Raw genomic sequence first — 16,874 nt, 5'->3', positions numbered from 1 at the left:
AAGATTTTTTTTGAAATAACGAAAGAAATCTAAATTTATTTTATTTACAAGTATTTTTTATTCCACAGTTACAGATTTTGCGAGGTTCCTCGGCTGGTCTACATTGGCTCCTCTATAGACCGCAATATAGTATGCCAAAAGCTGTAAAGGCACGGATGCCACAATTGGTGAGAAGCATTCTGATGTCTCAGGAATCTCGATAACATAATCTGATATCTCGCTTACCTGAGTGTCTCCACAGTTTACTACAGATATCACCTTTCCTTTTCGGGCTTTAATTTCCTGTACGTTGCTTACAATCTTATCATAATGTCCTTTCTTAGGAGCGATGATAACAATCGGCATATTTTCGTCGATGAGAGCAATCGGACCATGCTTCATTTCTGCTGCGGGATATCCTTCAGCGTGAATATAGGAAATTTCTTTGAGTTTTAGAGCTCCTTCAAGCGCCGCCGGATAATTATATCCTCTTCCCAAATACAAAAAGTTTGTCGCATTTACAAAATCTTTAGCAATGTTCTGTACCAGTTCATGCGTAGAATCCAATACCTCTTCAATTTTTTTAGGAATAGCATCTAATTCAGCGATCAAGCTCATGAACTCGGCATTTCCTAAATTTCCGTTATGCTTACCTAATTTAAATGCAATTAAAGTAAGAATGGTAAGCTGCGCGGTAAAAGCTTTAGTGGAAGCTACCCCAATTTCGGGACCTGCATGGGTATATGATCCGGCATCTGTGATTCTTGCGATAGAAGAATCAACAACATTACAGATACCGTAGATAAATGCTCCTTTTTCTTTTGCAAGTTTTAAAGCAGCCATAGTGTCTGCTGTTTCTCCCGACTGAGAAATTGCAATTACAACATCTTTATCGGTGATAATTGGATTTCTGTATCGGAATTCTGAAGCATATTCTACTTCAACAGGAATTCTTGCATATTCTTCTATAAGATATTCACCGATAAGCCCCGCATGCCAAGATGTTCCGCATGCAATGATGATGATTCTGTTGGCATTTTTAAATTTTTCGATATAATCCCAGATTCCGGCCATTTTAATCACGCCTTCTTCTACCAATAATCTTCCTCTCATGGTATCATGAATAGATTTTGGCTGTTCGAAAATTTCTTTCAGCATGAAATGCTCATAACCGCTTTTTTCGATCTGTTCCAAACTCAATTTAAGTTCCTGAATTTCAGGTTCAATTTTGGAATTTTCGTTAATCGTTCTTATATCTACTCCATGATCCAATGAGATCGTTGCCATATGACCTTCTTCAAGATAAATGGCTTCTTTTGTAAATTCTACAAAGGGAGAAGCATCTGAAGCGATAAAATACTCTTTATCACCGATTCCGATTGCCAAAGGAGAACCTAATCTACCTACGACCAATACTCCAGGATAATCCTCATGCATTACTGTAATAGCATAAGCACCATACACTTCATTCAAAGCATATCTTACAGCTGTAGGAAAATCGGTTTCAGCATTAAGATCCATAAAATACTGAATAAGATTTACCAGAACTTCAGTATCCGTTTCAGATTTGAAGCTGAATCCTTTTTCAGTAAGCATGGTTTTAATGGTATCATAATTTTCAATAATACCGTTATGAATAATGGCAATTTTACCATTATTGGATAAATGTGGATGGGAATTTCTGTCACTGGGAACACCGTGAGTTGCCCAACGGGTATGCCCCATTCCTATTTTGGCTTTCCCTTTCAACTGACCGGAGATGCTCACAAGATCGTCTACTTTACCTTTGGTTTTTTCAACTTCAAGTTTATTATTTCCATCCTCCAGAACGATTCCGGCACTATCGTACCCTCTGTATTCTAATCTTCTAAGACCGTTAATTACTATTTCGTAAGCGTCTTGAAAACCTGTATATCCAACGATTCCGCACATATTATTATATCTAGTGTTTAAGTGTGTTTTTTATTTTGTACCGTAAGTAACTAAAAGTTGTACACGTTTAGAATTTCCAGCTTCAGTCCCTATAAATACTGCTCTGCTTGTATTAAAAGGCGTGGATGTAAATTTGTATCCCGCCAAGCCTGTTCCGTCAGAATTCTGAAGGAAAGAACCTAAATCTATTTTAAAATATTTGAATTGAGTTTTGTCTGTTGAGTCTTTACTACCTTCTTCCACCATTTCTTTTATCGATTGGGTAACGACAAAGTCGTAGTATGCCTGTTCCTGATCCAGATTGTAAGATTTGTAAATTGTATATCCCGGAATTCCCGCCAGTTTTAGCAAATCATTGGTGAAGCCTGCTTTTACTTTTGTTGGGTGATCTGAGCTTGGATCTATGTATTTACGTAACAAGGTAAACTCTGTTGGTTTAGCATAATTTTTATTATCCCATGAAGGATCTGTGTAAATTCTTATTTTGGCACTGATGATCCCTCCCTTTTTATCTGTGATATGACTTTTAATATCATTAATACTAGACTCCGGGATTTTAACTCCTATCGAAGGACCACCCATTGCCTGGGTATAAAGTTTTGCATCACCTGTTACTGTATTTCCAAGGCCTGCAAAATTTTCTAACGCAGAGCCCACTCTGTCATATTGATAATGACCAATGTGTGTATTTCCTGCCCCTAATACAAATGAGTAAGAAGTCTGTGGCCTTGTTGTAGTACCGTTCTCTGTTTTATCATATTTATAATACATGATCATTTCCATATCGTTCGGAGAGAACTGGAAAAGATATCCATCATCTTCAGCAACAGAAATTCTCAACCCATTAAAATATCTGATAAAGTTGGAAGCATCTGAAAGTTCAGGCTTATCTTTTTTTGCAATAATCTTATCTTGGAAAAACTGTTTATCCAAGGAAATTCTGATTCCGGGAGTTGAAGCGGTAAATAAGGCACTGCCGTCATCATCTTTCGTAACAGCTACAGAACTCACAGAACCATTAAAAACCTTTGAACCAATAACTTGCGAATTAAAGCTATATGAAGCATTAGATTTCACGGTATCAGAAGCAGACTTTAAAAAGGTAGTTACTTCATTTACGTTAATAGTTAAATTTCTTTTCGCCTTACCAAATTTCAATGCAGGATATGTATTCACAACTTTCTTAGCATTTACAGCACCATCAGCCGCTGTAGTATAAGTATAGTTGTCGTCTACCGTATTCGTTGTGACAGAATCGGTGGCATATCTCGGCTTTATTACTAAAACTACTGAATCCACCGTTGCATTAGTTCCGAAATCAGGATCGTATGTTGAAAGTTTTACCTGTGTTAAATATGATGCTTTCTGCATTCCAAACTTGCTTTCATCGAAAGCTCCCAGCACGCCATATGCAAGCTTAGCCGCATCAGTTCGGATCGTATCGTGATTATTGATATTGTAGGCAATAACATCAAAAGCTTCTTCTTTTCCTTGTGCAGCTCCGTTCAGAAATAGCTGTTCACCAAGAGCATCAACATCCGGCTCGCAATTATAAAGTATTACACTTCCAAAAACCACCAAAGAAAATATAGTGATTGCCTTTTTAATAGTATGAATCATTAAAAATGTGTTTTTTTAATAAAGTTGATTAATAGAGTCTACGTCGAGATATTCTGACTTTGAAGTTGCTGTTTCATTAAAAGCCTTGTCGAGGTCTTCATCAAGGAACTCATCCCCTTTCACAACTACATCAACATAGTCCATACTCTCGATAACAAAAGTTTTTACACTTGGGTTATCTAACGCTTTTAATCCCGAAATATTATCAAACTTCAGTTTTGAATCAATATTTGAAGCTAAAGGTGCATCCTTTTCATTATATAATGAAAGAACAATCTTAGCATCTTTGAAGTAGCTGTCGGACTCGTAGTATGTTTTCAGATAAATAGGGACAAAAGAAGACATCCATCCGTTCAGGTGAATCACATCCGGAACCCAATTTAGTTTTTTAATAGTTTCGATAACCCCTCTGGCAAAGAAAATCGCTCTTTCGTCATTATCCTCAAAAGGATTTCCTTCATCATCAAAATAATACGGTTTTCTTTTGAAATATTCTTCATTATCGATAAAGTAAACCTGAAGTCTTTCCCCCGGAAGAGATGCTACTTTAATAATAAGAGGCTGATCAAGATCATTAATGATAATATTCATTCCCGACAGGCGGATCACCTCATGAAGCTGAAATTTTCTTTCACTTATTTGTCCAAATCTTGGCATAAAAACTCTTACATCATTGCCTTCATTGTGCATCTTAAGTGCCATTTTATTTACCACTGCAGCCATATTCGTATCTTCCTGATATGGATACATCTCTGTAGTAATGTACAGTATTTTTTGATTCGGCATAAACTTCTATCTAATTTTTGTAAAAATGCTTTAAGGCGCAAAATTACGAAAAAACATTCAACATTAGTTTAATTAACATTTTTTTACGATAATTCGTACCGTGAAATTATCAAAACACATCCGAAGCATATCATTACTATATGATATTTTTAGTATTTTTGAATTACTATTAAAATAAACTATGGAAGTTTTAAAAAGCAAGAAAATTCTTCAGGATTTCATTGAAAGACAGAGAGAAATGGGGAAGAAAATAGGATTCGCCCCTACCATGGGAGCACTTCATGACGGTCATTTATCCCTCTATAAAACAGCCAGAGAAGAGAACGATCTGGTGATTTCATCAATTTTTGTTAACCCTACTCAATTCAACAATCCCGAAGATCTTGAAAAATACCCGAGAGATATTAACAGAGACATTTTAATTCTTAAAAAATCAGGACTCGTAGATGCGGTTTATATTCCTGAAATATCTGATATTTATCCTGAAAAAACAGAGAGCAAGCATTATGATTTCGACGGACTGGAAGATGAAATGGAAGGAAAATCCCGGCCGGGACATTTTGATGGTGTAGGAACCGTTGTGGAAGAACTTTTTAGACAAGTAAAACCAAACAATGCTTATTTTGGTGAAAAAGATTTCCAGCAATTGGCCATTATCAAAAAAATGGTTGAAAAAAATAAAATCCCGGTGGTAATAAAAGGAGTTCCTATCTATAGAGCTGAAAACGGACTGGCTTTAAGTTCCAGAAACCAAAGACTTCACGAAGACCGGAGAGAAGCCTCTAAAATTATTTATAAAACTTTAAATAAAGTTAATGAATGGTTCCGGGTTCTAACCGTTTCCGAAATCAAGCAAAGAGTACAGGATATCTTCGACCATCAAAGAGGTATGCAGCTTGAATATTTTCTGATTGCCGACGAAGAAACTTTAAAAGAAACAGATTTTTTCTACAAAGACCGAAAGTTCAGAGCATTCATCGTTGTTGTCGTAGATGGAATACGATTGATTGATAATATGCATTTGGATTAAAAAGAACAGACTGAGGCTGAGGTTTAGACTAAGACTTTAGACATTTACAATAAAAGATACAGGCGTTGCTTTTTGGTGACGCTTTTTTATTCGACTTAAAATATGGTTTTGAAATAAAAGAAACTATATAAAAAAAATCAAAGGCTTCTTGAGGAAGCCTTTGAAACACCAAATCACAAAATATTAATATGAAAAAAATTTACTTTTCAGTAAACTTGTGACCCGGCTGGGATTCGAACCCAGGACCCATACATTAAAAGTGTATTGCTCTACCAGCTGAGCTACCGAGTCGGCCACAATTTATACTAATAAATATAAAACAAAAATTTTATTTTTCAGTATTAATTATTTAAATTTTCTGCAGTGCCTGCGACTGGACTCGAACCAGCACATCCTTAGGAAACCACCCCCTCAAGATGGCGTGTCTACCAATTTCACCACACAGGCATAAAATTACAAAGTTTTAGTAATTTTTTCGCTAGTGACCCGGCTGGGATTCGAACCCAGGACCCATACATTAAAAGTGTATTGCTCTACCAGCTGAGCTACCGAGTCGGCCACTTTATTATCAAGTTTTCATTTGAGTAATGTCCCTTGTTTTAAGTGGTGCAAAGATATAGCTTTTTTTTATTTCTCAAAACTTTTTTGCAAATTTGTTAAAAAAAAATTCATGATAATTTCACTGGTCGGATACATGGGAAGTGGCAAATCTCACATTTCCAAAATATTAAGCGAAAAACTCAATTTTAAACTTATTGACCTCGATAAAGAGATTTCCAAAAGAAATAAATTAAGCATTTCTGAAATATTCGCAAAAAAGGGAGAAATCTCATTTAGAAAGCTTGAAAGAGAGGCGTTGGAAGAGATTCTCGCTACCGAAGAAAATGTGATTCTGAGTCTTGGAGGAGGAACACCCGCTTACTACAATAATATGGAAATTATCAATGCCAATTCAAAAAGTGTTTTTTTAAGAGCTTCTATAGCGACTTTATCGGAAAGACTGGTTAAACAGAAAGAAAAACGGCCTTTGATAGCCAACATTCCCGATGAAGATCTGCCGGAGTTTATTGCAAAACATTTATTTGAGAGAAATATTTTCTACAGTAAAGCACAATTCACTGTAAATACAGATAACCGGGAACCTGATGCAATTGTCGTTGAAATAATAGAAAAGCTCTATCTCTAGAGCTTTTTTTTCTTTTAACTTTCTTCAGAATCATCATTCGCTTCACCAAAAAAATCGTCCCAGTCGGTAAAATCAGAAGAAATATCATTCTCTACATAATCATCCATTTCTCTTCTATCTTTTTTCGTAGGCCTTCCCTCTCCTTTAATTCTGTAATAATCCTGAGACATTTTACGCATTTTCAGTAGTTCGTACTGTTCTTTATCCGTCACATCTTTTATGTGTAGCGGAACCAGTTTCGCTCCTATCCTGCTTTTCGGGATCTGAATTACCTTAATTTTATAGTCAATCTGATTTTTACGGATCTTAATCACATCTCCCTCCTTAACCTCCTTAGAAGACTTTACAACCGAATCACCAATAGAAACTCTGTTTTTTTTAATTTCCTCAGCAGCAATGGTTCTGGTCTTATAAAAACGAATGCTCCATAAAAATTTATCTATTCTCATAATTTTTTATACTTTTGCCGTTATATTCTTTGTAAAGTAATTAAAGTTTTTGAAATGAAAAAAATATTTTTATATATCCTTGCGGGATCCCTGTGTTTTTCTGCTTGTAAAAAGGATGATGAGGTTGAAACTTTTGTAGAACCTGATGATATAGCAGTAAGAAATTCATATGACGATCAGGCTATTCAAAAGTTTATGGATGAGAATTATCTCGATTCACAAGGAAATATAAAAGCTTTCAGTTCCACCGACACCATTGATGATAATGAAAAAAAGCTATCAGAGCTTAATCCTGTAAAACTTTCTTCAGGAGTTATTTACATTGTTAGAAGCGGAGCGCAGCCTGCCGACACTACTCCACCTTCAATAGAGGTTACATTACAAACAGATCCGACAGCTAATAACGCAACGCAGATCAGAACCATGATGAGAGCCAATTACTATCTGGCTGCAGAGAGCGACGGAAACGTTTCTTTTGGAAGTGCAGGAACTCTTTTAAATACCATTAACGGATCAGGATCACCTGTAACAGATCCGATGTTTTACTATGTTAAAAATTCTGTACTAACTAATACTAATAATTCTGAAGCAGCAAAGCAAAGAGGATATTATGAAATCGAAGGACTTCAGGAAGGATTAAAATATTTTAAAGGCTATGCCGACAAAGCAGATGGTGACGCTTACAATTTACAGGGTATTATTATTGTACCATCGAGAGCTGCTTTTGCGAGAAATACACACTACAATTATACAGGTTACTCTCTTCAAAATAATTGCTTTGTATTTAATTTTGAAATCTATAAGGCTAACATAAGGCCTGAAGATGATAAATAATAAAAAAACGCTTCATTTTCTTGAAGCGTTTTTTTATGTTTAAAAACCAGATTTACTTTTTACATTTCCTAAAATATCCGGGAAATAAAGATCTGACAGATGATCGAATTCATCACCTCTCATGAACATACTGGCATCCACTTCCTCATAAGAACTTCTTCCGGCAGCGGCAATAAGTTCATTACACGTATGAAGCGTATTTTTATGAAAGTGATATACCCTTTCGGCCTTATCGGTAACATCCAGCCCTTTGATAAGCATTTTATCCTGAGTAGCCACGCCGGTCGGGCAATTATTTGAATTACATCTCAATGCCTGAATACAGCCTAGTGAGAACATAAAGCCCCTTGCATTATTACACATATCTGCGCCCATAGCAACAGCCCTTAGAATATCTAAACTCGTTAAAACTTTTCCGCTTGCAATCACACGAAGCTTATTCCGTAAGTTGTAATTTTTCAGGGTTTTATTGACGAAAATCAATGCTGGCTCTAATGGCATTCCTACTCCATCTGAAAATTCCGGAGGTGCTGCGCCGGTTCCGCCTTCTGCACCATCAATTGTTATGAAATCCGGATAAATCTTCATCACATTCATCTGAACACATATGTCTTCAAATTCTTTCGTATCACCAATACATAGTTTGAACCCTACAGGCTTTCCACCAGACAAATCTCTCAGACGCTCTACAAATTTCAATAATCCTGACGCATTGGAAAATGCAGAATGCGATGGCGGAGAAATTATTGTCATTCCCGGTGTAACGTGACGAATTTTAGCAATTTCAGGTGTATTTTTCACTCCCGGCAAAACTCCTCCATGACCAGGTTTGGCTCCTTGTGAGAGTTTAATTTCAATCATCTTCACATTCGGAAGATTAGAATATTTTTTGAAAAGTTCAGGATTAAATTTTCCTTCATCATCTCTACAGCCAAAATATCCTGTTCCGATTTGCCAGCAAAGATCTCCTCCTTCGAGGTGATAAGGAGAAATCCCTCCTTCACCCGTATTGTGATAAAAATTCCCTTTTTTTGCACCTCTGTTCAGTGACATTTGTGCTCTGTCACTCAATGATCCGAAACTCATCGCTGAAATATTAAATAAAGAAGCATGGTAAGGCTGACTACACTGCTCACCCCCAACCCACACTCTAGGTAGTTCTTCTGAAGGAGATTTTGCATAAATGGAATGCTTTATTCCTTCATATTTGCGGTGATTGACTTCCAGCTGTGTTCCGAAAGCCACGGTATCGCTCAAATTTTTGGCTCTTCTATACACTGCAGAACGCTGATTCCTTGGAAAAGGTTTCCCATCCGTCTCTCTTTCAATAAAATACTGCTGCATTTCAGGTGAAATATTTTCAAAAAAATATCTGAAATAGCCTAATACAGGAAAATTTCTCAGAATAGCATGTTTGGTTTGATAAGTGTTATAAACCCCTAGTGCATAAATTGCCGTCAGGAGAATGGGTATCCAGTAATGTGCTCTGATTAGTAACGCTACTACCCACGTAACAACTACTAATATAATTCCCCAGGATAAAAATTTGTTCCTCATTAATAATCTTTTTACCAAAGATAAAAATTATAAAAGATTTTAATATAGTAATTTGAAGGTTTAGGCATTTGGTTTTTATAATACTCATCACAAATCAAGTGAAAAACTCACGGAATATCATACAAATTAAAACTCTACAATTCTATATTTAAAATAAATTTATTAAATTGCGTGATGTTTTCACGATACAAATAAAAATATGCTAATAAGATTTATTGTTAAAAATATATTTTCTTTTAAAGATGAAACAGAATTTAATTTGTTTCCTAATAAAACGCAAAGGTTAAAACATCATAAAGTAACTAAAAATGATTTTGAATTTTTGAGATACAGTGCAATTTATGGAGCAAATGGGTCTGGGAAGTCCAATTTAATTAAATCATTATCATTTTTAGAATTAATAATTGAAAATGGAGAACTTCCGATAGAAATTGATGATCTTAAGTTCAAATTGAATCGAGAAAATGCAAATCTTCCAATTTCTTTTGGAATTGAGTTTATAGCTGAAAATAACACTTTCTTTTATTCAATTACTTTTGAAAATAATAAAATTTTGAACGAATATTTGGCTCAAAGTTATAAAGATAAGGATAAATTAATTTTTGAAAGAAATTATGATAATAGCCAAAATATTGAATTTTATGAGGACTATTACAGATCGGAAAAAGAAAAATTATTTGAAGAAGTACTAGCAGAAAAGCTAATTCAGCCAAATGAACTTTTAATTACATTTTTAAGTAAAAAATATCCTGAAGAATTTAAATTAGTAAATACTGCTTTTGGTTGGTTTGAAAAAACATTAATTATAATAAAGCCAGATGCAAAGCCCGGTGGAATAGCACATATTTTAGATGAAGATGAATCTATACTCAATTTTGCTAATAAATTTATTCCAAGTTTAAATACAGGCATTTCCGAAATTGAGATTGAAAAAAAGAAAATTGAAGACCTTTTTGGTAAAGAAGGAAGGAAATTAAGAAAAAAATTACTTGATGATTTAAAAAGCGAGCCTGATACGCTTTCTGTGGCTACTAATAAAGAAACTGGAGAACAGGTTGCACTCGTATATGAAAACGATGAGATAATAGCTAAACGATTAATTACCAAACATAAAGATTCTTTTGGCAATAATATTGAATTTAATTTAGGTGAAGAATCAGATGGAACTAAAAGATTGATTGATTATATTCCTGCCTTTCAAGAGATAATTAATAGTGATAAAGTTTATGTTATAGACGAAATAGAACGAAGTATCCACCCAATAACGATTAAAGAAATTGTAACCAAGTTAACTCTAGATGAACAAGTTAAGGGACAGCTTATTTTTTCAACACACGAATCTAATTTGCTTGATCAAAATATTCTTCGACCTGATGAAATTTGGTTTGCACAAAAGGATTTTGAAGGTTCAAGTAAGCTATATTCTTTAAGTGACTTTAAAATTCATAATACTATTGATATTGAAAATGGATATTTAAAGGGCAGATTTGGTGGAATTCCCTTTTTAGGAAATCTAAAAGATTTAAATTGGTAGTATGAAATATTTAAATCGAAATAAAATATATCACAAGATCGAACCTTTTAAAAATGCTAAGAAACTTTATCTATTTTGCGAAGGAGATAAAGAGGTTAATTATTTCAGATATTTTCAAGGTTTTGCATCAAACATTGATATTATACCCATACCAAACGATAATGGTAAATCTGATCCAGTAAAATTAAAAGAAAATTCTGAATTACTTTTTTTTGGAAGCGAAGCAGTTAATTCAAAACTTACCCTTTCAGAAGAACTGCAAGATGAAATCTGGTTTGTGATTGACACTGATAGATGGAATGAAGGGGATAAAATCAATATTTTAAAAGCATATCTGGCAGAACGAAATAAAGATTATAAAGGATGGTTTGTAGTTCAAAGTAATCCGTGTTTTGAACTCTGGCTATTTTATCATTTTCATTCAGAAAGACCGAGATCTGATGAAGTATCTGGCTATTCGAGTTTTAAAGAGTACGTGAATTCAAAAATCATAGGAGGGTTTGATAATAGAAGTATGCCTTTAGAGATTCAAAAAGCAGCTCTAGCATCAAAAGAAAATTTTGAAATTCTTAATGGACAACCGACCCTTTATTCGACAGAAGTATTCTATCTAGCCAAACAGATAATTAGATTTACTAAATCTCAATTAGATTATTGCTTAGAAAACCTAAAAATCAGATGATATAATTTATTATACTAAATTTACTACTTAATAATGTAGATATGAAATAAGGATTGGAATAAAACAAAGTCAAATTAGTTTAAAATCCAATGAGGATTGAGAATCTACTTATATCTTAGCTAAAAAACTTTCGTAAGATGACTGCACAGAAACCGTGCCATCTGACAGTATTTTTTCTAAGTTCAGGAATTCAATCTGGTTAACAGATGCGGCATCAAAATCTTTCTGTACTCTCACATAATTTTCTGTGAAGCCAAACATTTTACCGTCTTTGTTTTCATGCTCCCAAAGTACAGGAAGCGTTTTTCCGAGCTGAGTCTGATAAAATGCCATCTTTTTCTTTTCAGAAAGAATTCTAAGCATTTTATTACGCTTTTTTCTTTCAGAAATGGGAACGATGCCTTTCATTTCGGCAGCCTCCGTATTTTCTCTTTCCGAATACGTAAAAACGTGAAGATATGTGATCGGAAGTTCATTAAGGAAATTGTAAGTTTCCATAAACAGCTCTTCTGTCTCACCGGGAAACCCCACAATTACATCAACACCAATTGCTGCATCAGGCATTACTTCACGAATTTTATTAACTCTGTCGTTGTATAATTTCGTTAAATAACGACGTTTCATTTTTTTCAGAAGCTCATCACTTCCGGATTGTAACGGGATATGAAAATGCGGAACAAAGCTTTTGCTTTTAGAAACAAGCTCTATACTTTCGTCTTTCAAAAGATTCGGTTCTATAGAAGAGATGCGGATTCTTTCAATTCCTTCCACCTGATCAAGTTCTGAGATCAGATCTAAAAACGTATGTTCGTGTTTTTTATTACCGAATTCACCCTTGCCATAATCTCCGATATTGACTCCGGTAAGAACAATTTCTTTAATATCTTTCTGAGAAATTTCTCTGGCATTTTTAAGAACATTTTCAATAGTGTCGGAACGGGAAATTCCTCTTGCTAAGGGAATTGTACAGTAAGTACATTTATAGTCACAACCATCCTGCACTTTCAAGAAAGCTCTTGTTCTGTCTCCTATAGAATAACTTCCAATGAAAAAGTCGGTTTCTTCAATTTCGCATGAATGAACAATTCCTTCATTTTCAGATTTTTCCAGATCATCGAGATAGCTCAGAATATTGAATTTTTCTTTAGCCCCCAAAACCAAGTCAACCCCTTCGATTTGCGATATTTCTTCGGGTTTCAGCTGCGCATAACATCCAACAATTACGACAAGACCTTCCGGATTTGCTTTCATTGCGCGTTTTACATGAAGTTTACACTCGCGGTCGGCATTTTCTGTGACTGAACAAGTATTAATTACATAGATATTCGCTTTTTCATCAAAGCTTACCTTTTCATATCCTGCATCGGTTAATTGACGGGCAATGGTGGATGTTTCCGCAAAATTTAATTTGCAGCCTAAGGTATGAAATGCGGCAGTTCTGTGAAATTGAGACATTTATTGATGCTGAATTTTGTGGCTGCAAAGATAATCAATTTAATACAAACTCTAAATCGATTCGGTCTATTGTTTGAATTCTTCATTCATTTCAGCACTTCCCTGAAAACAGACCGGCGAAAAATTACGAATCTCTTCGGGATCATCTTCCTGTAAATCTTCAATGCACTGTTCTCTTATATTCCAAATCTCTTGGGGAGTAAAAGGAATTTTTTCATCAAAAATCCATTTTTCAAGAAAATTCTTATGAAACAAAATTTTACCTGAAGTAATCTCATCGTAATCAATTTCTTTTTCAATCAATAATTTATTTTTAAACTGTACATAATCAGAGTTACTTCTTGTAAAATCATAATACTCATCTTCAATTTTTAGATAATTATGAGCTTCCGGAATATAATGTAAAGAAAATTTATCCAATGTGTTTTTAATTTTCACTGTGTATTCAGCGTCCATTTTAAAAATCCCCAAAATCAATTTTATATTTGGTTGATCGTTTTCAAGCGCCAGCTTTCTTAACGTAGCATGCTTTGTGCTGCAGGTTCCGCCGAAATCTTTAAAAATAATTTTTATGTCGTTCTTATCAGAATTTCTTTTGTAAGGCAACTCTGAAATATATTTACACGCACAATGAAAATCCGAAATATTTATTTTTAAAAACTCTTCGGAAACCAAACCTTTAGACTGTATTTTAAAATTTCTCATTTCATTTTAAATCATTGATTTATATAAAAAACTGCCACTTTCGCGGCAGTTTTTATTTTCTAATCTCTGTTTTTCACCATTACCCAGCCGGAATATTTGATCGGGGTATTCTTTTTATCGTTTTCATTCCATGTTACAGAATACCAGTAGGTGCCGGTAGGAACTTTTTTACCATCTATGGTTCCATCCCATTTATAACCTCTGAGTTTATCTGCCTGAAATACTTTATTGCCGTATCTGTCAAAAATATTAAATACCAGATTTTGTTTATTTCCCAGTGCAGAATAATCAATCACATCATTTACACCGTCTCCGTTAGGAGTAATCACATTCATCAGATTCGGGACAACAATTGTAATGGTGATCGGTTCACAATCGTAAGCATCTTTAAGATAAACATGATTATCACCTCTCGGCATATTGGCGAAAACATTAGACTCCTGCCAGTTGATCCCATCTGTAGAATATTGGTAAGGCGCAGTTCCTCCGTCAGCATTTATCGTTACTGTATTATTGGAAATATCAACAGAAGAAATTACAGGTTGTTCGGAGGCGTAGACATTTACCTTCTGTAAAGCGACACAATCTCCCGTTTTCAGTTTCACCCAATAACTTCCCACTCCTACGTTGGATATAACTTGTGTAGTTGCTCCACTGCTCCATTCATAGGATATAAAACCTGGCCCTGCATCCAGTGTGGTTTTATCTTCCATACAAATAATTTTATCCTTAAGAACGTCTGAATACACAGGCGGAAGAACAATCAGATTGACTTTTGCAATGGCATAACATCCATTTGCATCAGTTACTTTAATAAAAACCACTCCGTTGGGGGATATGTAATTTGCAGGAGTCGAAATCGGATTGGTATTATTTTGTGCATCCGCAAGAGATGGGTAATAACTCTTTGTGCCCGTTTGAGCCGTAACCGCAGCTGTAGTAAGATTAAACGATGCCGTGGATACATTCGTCGTAATGAAACATGATCTTAAAGTCGCTTCTGTAACTACAACCTGAGGGTAGAATTTTAAAGTAATCTGTGCAGTACCCACACAGCCATACTGAGAAGTAATTTTTACATATACAATTCCTTCAGCTGAAACAAATGCTGCGGGATTGTTGATTTGACTAATCCCTGCATTAAGATCACTCAATGTATGGTAATATTGTTTTACAGCGGTAGGATCTGCAAATACAGCAGCGGCTGTAAGATTAAATGTTGCGGTACCCGCATTATTGTTATTACAGCTATACAAGGTGACATTAGTTCCGGTAATATTTCCTTGTTTAAACTTAAAAGAGCCTACCTGTCTGCATGAATTGATCGGGTTATTGGGATCGGCGGGATCCTGATAATGAATACTGTAGTAATAGGTAGCGGTCATACTCACTGTCTGTGGTGTCAGTATAGGACTTGCTCCTGAAAGCGCATCATTCTGAGAAGTATGATAGGTAATCTGGAAATTGGAATTTCCATTCAGAATCCCCGTGGATAAAGTACTGAAATCGAAAACAGCAGGATTTTGACAAATAATAATTTCTCTTGGATCTGCCGGGTTCGCTGCAGGAGCTCCCGGCGGAGTAAAGGGCTGCGTCTGAATATTCGGATTCGTAAACGGAGAAGCCAGCGTTGCCGTTCCGCCCCATGTAAGGGAAAAAGGAGCGGTGATGGGATTAAAAACATCTACCCAATTGTCGATGTACAAATAATACGTTTGCCCCGGTAAAACATCAAGATATCTGCAGTAAGGCGTAAGAGAGCCACCTGCTGCACTGGTAATTGTACTCGTCATATTCAAACCCGTTGAAGCTCCCACACCTATAACCGTTGCTGCATTGCAGCGTATGGGTGCACCAAGGCTTCCACATGTCGAATTGGGGCCATATACTGCCCAGTCGTAATCTGCATCCGGATCACTAGGAACCAGATCAAAGGTAAGAGTTCCACCGGTTGCGATGGTAATTTTGTACCAGATCGAATTGTGTTCGCCGCTTATAAGGCAGCCTCCCAGATTTTCATTAGTAGCACCTATTCCCGATGGGGAATATGTAATGTCTGAATTTCCGCATACTGAAAGCGCAGTAGAGCAATCGGCCTGAGAAAAAAGATTTCGTGATAGTAAAAATAGAAAAAAGAGTAAATATTTCTTCATGCTTTTTCAATTTGGTTATTATTTTAGCGAAATAATGTTGCGTTTGTCAAATATAAACATTTCACATCAATTACTTCATATTTATTTAAAACAATTCACCAAAAAACCTAAAAATATAAGAAATATTTAAAGAATCATTTTATACTTGTGAGATTTCCGCAAAGATTTTCGAGATGAAAAATTTTATGAAAGGGACTTTTAACCTGATGCAGATGTTCTTTATCCTGAATAAAAGTATAACGGGAAGCGATAGAATTCATATCAGAAACAATTACCAGCCAGCATTCGTCTACAGAAGTATCGTAGTAAGGAAATTTTTCATTCTTTTTTTCAATGAGTTCAACAATTTTTTCAGAGCAGAGTTCGTCAAACAGATTCATATTGTATTCGTGGGTGATGAAAACATTTCTTCGATGAAAAGACTTTCTCAGGCTTTTTACACATCCGAACGGCTTTCCGCGTTTAATACTTTTATAAATATTTAAAATAATTTCCTGCTGATTTTCGGGTGTATCGGGACGGATATTTGAGTGGAACTCTAAAAAATAAACACCACGATATTTCGTAGTGTTTTCCTGTTCCAATAATATTTCTGCCTGACGGAAAATTTTGTTTAAGCTGCTTTCTATCTTTTTCATTTCAAGATGATTAATCACCTCGGTCAATTCTATTCCTATTTTTTTGTCGTTAAATTTTGCGATAAAGTCGGGGCTTTCGCAAGTTAAATCTTCAAATTTAACTTCAGGAAAATGATGCATAAAAGAATTAAGAAGTAAGATCTCTGCTTTTTTTTTGTATTTTTCCCTGTCATGCAGCGGAGATTCGTCTATTTTACGGTGATATTTCTCAATCGGCTTCTTTTTCAAATGTCGATTAAGATAATATAAGCTTAGATTTTTAATTAAATCTTCATCAGAAAATGCCTTTTTCATGTGCTTGCTTTTTATGGGTTATAGAACACATAAAACTTCC

14 protein-coding genes and 3 tRNA genes are annotated in these 16,874 nt (G+C 35.1%); 5 read left to right on the top strand and 12 right to left on the bottom strand.

The features are described 5' to 3' along the window. Window positions 1-57: 57 nt before the first annotated feature. Genes glmS through BLR30_RS08095 form a run of 3 tightly spaced genes read right to left on the bottom strand, consistent with a single transcriptional unit; the run spans window position 58 to window position 4,317 of the window. Entirely contained in the window at window positions 58-1,911 is a 1,854-nt protein-coding gene (gene glmS, locus BLR30_RS08105) for a glutamine--fructose-6-phosphate transaminase (isomerizing) (protein WP_089856911.1), read from the bottom strand. A gap of 30 nt (window positions 1,912-1,941) precedes the next feature. Further along, a complete protein-coding gene (locus tag BLR30_RS08100) occupies window positions 1,942-3,531 on the bottom strand; it encodes a DUF4270 family protein (RefSeq protein WP_089856909.1) in 1,590 nt (529 codons plus the stop codon). Window positions 3,532-3,546: 15 nt separating this feature from the next. Then, a complete protein-coding gene (locus BLR30_RS08095) occupies window positions 3,547-4,317 on the bottom strand; it encodes a glycogen/starch synthase (protein ID WP_089856907.1) in 771 nt (256 codons plus the stop codon). 181 nt (window positions 4,318-4,498) lie between these two features. Between BLR30_RS08095 and panC the strand changes: the two genes are divergently transcribed. Beyond that, complete coding sequence (gene panC / locus BLR30_RS08090) at window positions 4,499-5,347, top strand: pantoate--beta-alanine ligase (RefSeq protein ID WP_089856905.1); 849 nt, start codon at window positions 4,499-4,501, stop codon at window positions 5,345-5,347. Between the two features lie 218 nt (window positions 5,348-5,565). Here the strand turns inward: panC and BLR30_RS08085 are convergent. From BLR30_RS08085 to BLR30_RS08075, 3 genes are all read right to left on the bottom strand, one after another. Beyond that, window positions 5,566-5,638 (bottom strand) — tRNA-Lys (locus BLR30_RS08085). A 73-nt stretch (window positions 5,639-5,711) separates the two neighbouring features. Then, window positions 5,712-5,794: transfer RNA gene (locus tag BLR30_RS08080), tRNA-Leu, on the bottom strand. Window positions 5,795-5,829: 35 nt separating this feature from the next. After that, window positions 5,830-5,902, bottom strand: a tRNA-Lys gene (locus tag BLR30_RS08075). A 115-nt stretch (window positions 5,903-6,017) separates the two neighbouring features. Here BLR30_RS08075 and BLR30_RS08070 point away from each other — a divergent pair. Continuing rightward, window positions 6,018-6,533 carry a shikimate kinase gene (locus BLR30_RS08070; protein WP_089856903.1) on the top strand — a complete coding sequence of 172 codons (516 nt, stop codon included), beginning with the start codon at window positions 6,018-6,020 and terminating at the stop codon, window positions 6,531-6,533. Between the two features lie 14 nt (window positions 6,534-6,547). Here BLR30_RS08070 and BLR30_RS08065 read toward each other — a convergent pair whose 3' ends face one another. Beyond that, window positions 6,548-6,982 carry an RNA-binding S4 domain-containing protein gene (locus BLR30_RS08065; protein ID WP_089856901.1) on the bottom strand — a complete coding sequence of 145 codons (435 nt, stop codon included), beginning with the start codon at window positions 6,980-6,982 and terminating at the stop codon, window positions 6,548-6,550. Window positions 6,983-7,036: 54 nt separating this feature from the next. Here BLR30_RS08065 and BLR30_RS08060 point away from each other — a divergent pair, with 54 nt between their 5' ends. Continuing rightward, on the top strand, window positions 7,037-7,816 hold the full coding sequence (locus tag BLR30_RS08060) for a hypothetical protein (protein WP_089856898.1): 780 nt from the start codon (window positions 7,037-7,039) through the stop codon (window positions 7,814-7,816). A gap of 39 nt (window positions 7,817-7,855) precedes the next feature. On the opposite strand, the gene BLR30_RS08055 is transcribed toward BLR30_RS08060, so the two are convergent. Continuing rightward, window positions 7,856-9,373 (bottom strand): FMN-binding glutamate synthase family protein, encoded by a 1,518-nt coding sequence (locus BLR30_RS08055; protein ID WP_089856896.1) that lies wholly within the window; start codon window positions 9,371-9,373, stop codon window positions 7,856-7,858. Between the two features lie 199 nt (window positions 9,374-9,572). Here BLR30_RS08055 and BLR30_RS08050 point away from each other — a divergent pair, with 199 nt between their 5' ends. Both BLR30_RS08050 and BLR30_RS08045 read left to right on the top strand, forming a co-directional pair. Beyond that, window positions 9,573-10,907 carry an AAA family ATPase gene (locus BLR30_RS08050; RefSeq protein ID WP_089856894.1) on the top strand — a complete coding sequence of 445 codons (1,335 nt, stop codon included), beginning with the start codon at window positions 9,573-9,575 and terminating at the stop codon, window positions 10,905-10,907. Window position 10,908: 1 nt separating this feature from the next. Then, the gene (locus tag BLR30_RS08045; protein WP_089856892.1) at window positions 10,909-11,589 is read left to right on the top strand and encodes an RloB family protein; all 681 of its coding nucleotides are present in this window, start codon (window positions 10,909-10,911) and stop codon (window positions 11,587-11,589) included. A gap of 108 nt (window positions 11,590-11,697) precedes the next feature. Here BLR30_RS08045 and mtaB read toward each other — a convergent pair whose 3' ends face one another. The 4 genes from mtaB to BLR30_RS08025 form a co-directional block, all read right to left on the bottom strand. Beyond that, window positions 11,698-13,044, bottom strand: a complete 1,347-nt coding sequence (gene mtaB, locus BLR30_RS08040) for a tRNA (N(6)-L-threonylcarbamoyladenosine(37)-C(2))-methylthiotransferase MtaB (protein ID WP_089856891.1) — start codon at window positions 13,042-13,044, stop codon at window positions 11,698-11,700. 66 nt (window positions 13,045-13,110) lie between these two features. Next, window positions 13,111-13,749 carry a hypothetical protein gene (locus BLR30_RS08035; RefSeq protein WP_228400741.1) on the bottom strand — a complete coding sequence of 213 codons (639 nt, stop codon included), beginning with the start codon at window positions 13,747-13,749 and terminating at the stop codon, window positions 13,111-13,113. A 59-nt stretch (window positions 13,750-13,808) separates the two neighbouring features. Beyond that, window positions 13,809-15,902 (bottom strand): gliding motility-associated C-terminal domain-containing protein, encoded by a 2,094-nt coding sequence (locus tag BLR30_RS08030; RefSeq protein WP_089856889.1) that lies wholly within the window; start codon window positions 15,900-15,902, stop codon window positions 13,809-13,811. Between the two features lie 134 nt (window positions 15,903-16,036). Next, window positions 16,037-16,834 (bottom strand): hypothetical protein, encoded by a 798-nt coding sequence (locus BLR30_RS08025; RefSeq protein WP_089856887.1) that lies wholly within the window; start codon window positions 16,832-16,834, stop codon window positions 16,037-16,039. Window positions 16,835-16,874: the final 40 nt, after the last annotated feature.

The sequence above is a fragment of the Chryseobacterium taeanense genome, assembly GCF_900099685.1.
Classification (GTDB): domain Bacteria; phylum Bacteroidota; class Bacteroidia; order Flavobacteriales; family Weeksellaceae; genus Chryseobacterium; species Chryseobacterium taeanense.
Note: the sequence above shows the minus strand (reverse complement) of the source record. Positions and strands in the feature narration are given on the sequence as shown.

Coding starts and splice junctions, on each gene's coding strand:
- glmS (WP_089856911.1), bottom strand. CDS start 1,911: ATGTGCGGAATCGTTGGATATACAGGTTTTCAAGACGCTTACGAAATA.
- BLR30_RS08100 (WP_089856909.1), bottom strand. CDS start 3,531: ATGATTCATACTATTAAAAAGGCAATCACTATATTTTCTTTGGTGGTT.
- BLR30_RS08095 (WP_089856907.1), bottom strand. CDS start 4,317: ATGCCGAATCAAAAAATACTGTACATTACTACAGAGATGTATCCATAT.
- panC (WP_089856905.1), top strand. CDS start 4,499: ATGGAAGTTTTAAAAAGCAAGAAAATTCTTCAGGATTTCATTGAAAGA.
- BLR30_RS08070 (WP_089856903.1), top strand. CDS start 6,018: ATGATAATTTCACTGGTCGGATACATGGGAAGTGGCAAATCTCACATT.
- BLR30_RS08065 (WP_089856901.1), bottom strand. CDS start 6,982: ATGAGAATAGATAAATTTTTATGGAGCATTCGTTTTTATAAGACCAGA.
- BLR30_RS08060 (WP_089856898.1), top strand. CDS start 7,037: ATGAAAAAAATATTTTTATATATCCTTGCGGGATCCCTGTGTTTTTCT.
- BLR30_RS08055 (WP_089856896.1), bottom strand. CDS start 9,373: ATGAGGAACAAATTTTTATCCTGGGGAATTATATTAGTAGTTGTTACG.
- BLR30_RS08050 (WP_089856894.1), top strand. CDS start 9,573: ATGCTAATAAGATTTATTGTTAAAAATATATTTTCTTTTAAAGATGAA.
- BLR30_RS08045 (WP_089856892.1), top strand. CDS start 10,909: ATGAAATATTTAAATCGAAATAAAATATATCACAAGATCGAACCTTTT.
- mtaB (WP_089856891.1), bottom strand. CDS start 13,044: ATGTCTCAATTTCACAGAACTGCCGCATTTCATACCTTAGGCTGCAAA.
- BLR30_RS08035 (WP_228400741.1), bottom strand. CDS start 13,749: ATGAGAAATTTTAAAATACAGTCTAAAGGTTTGGTTTCCGAAGAGTTT.
- BLR30_RS08030 (WP_089856889.1), bottom strand. CDS start 15,902: ATGAAGAAATATTTACTCTTTTTTCTATTTTTACTATCACGAAATCTT.
- BLR30_RS08025 (WP_089856887.1), bottom strand. CDS start 16,834: ATGAAAAAGGCATTTTCTGATGAAGATTTAATTAAAAATCTAAGCTTA.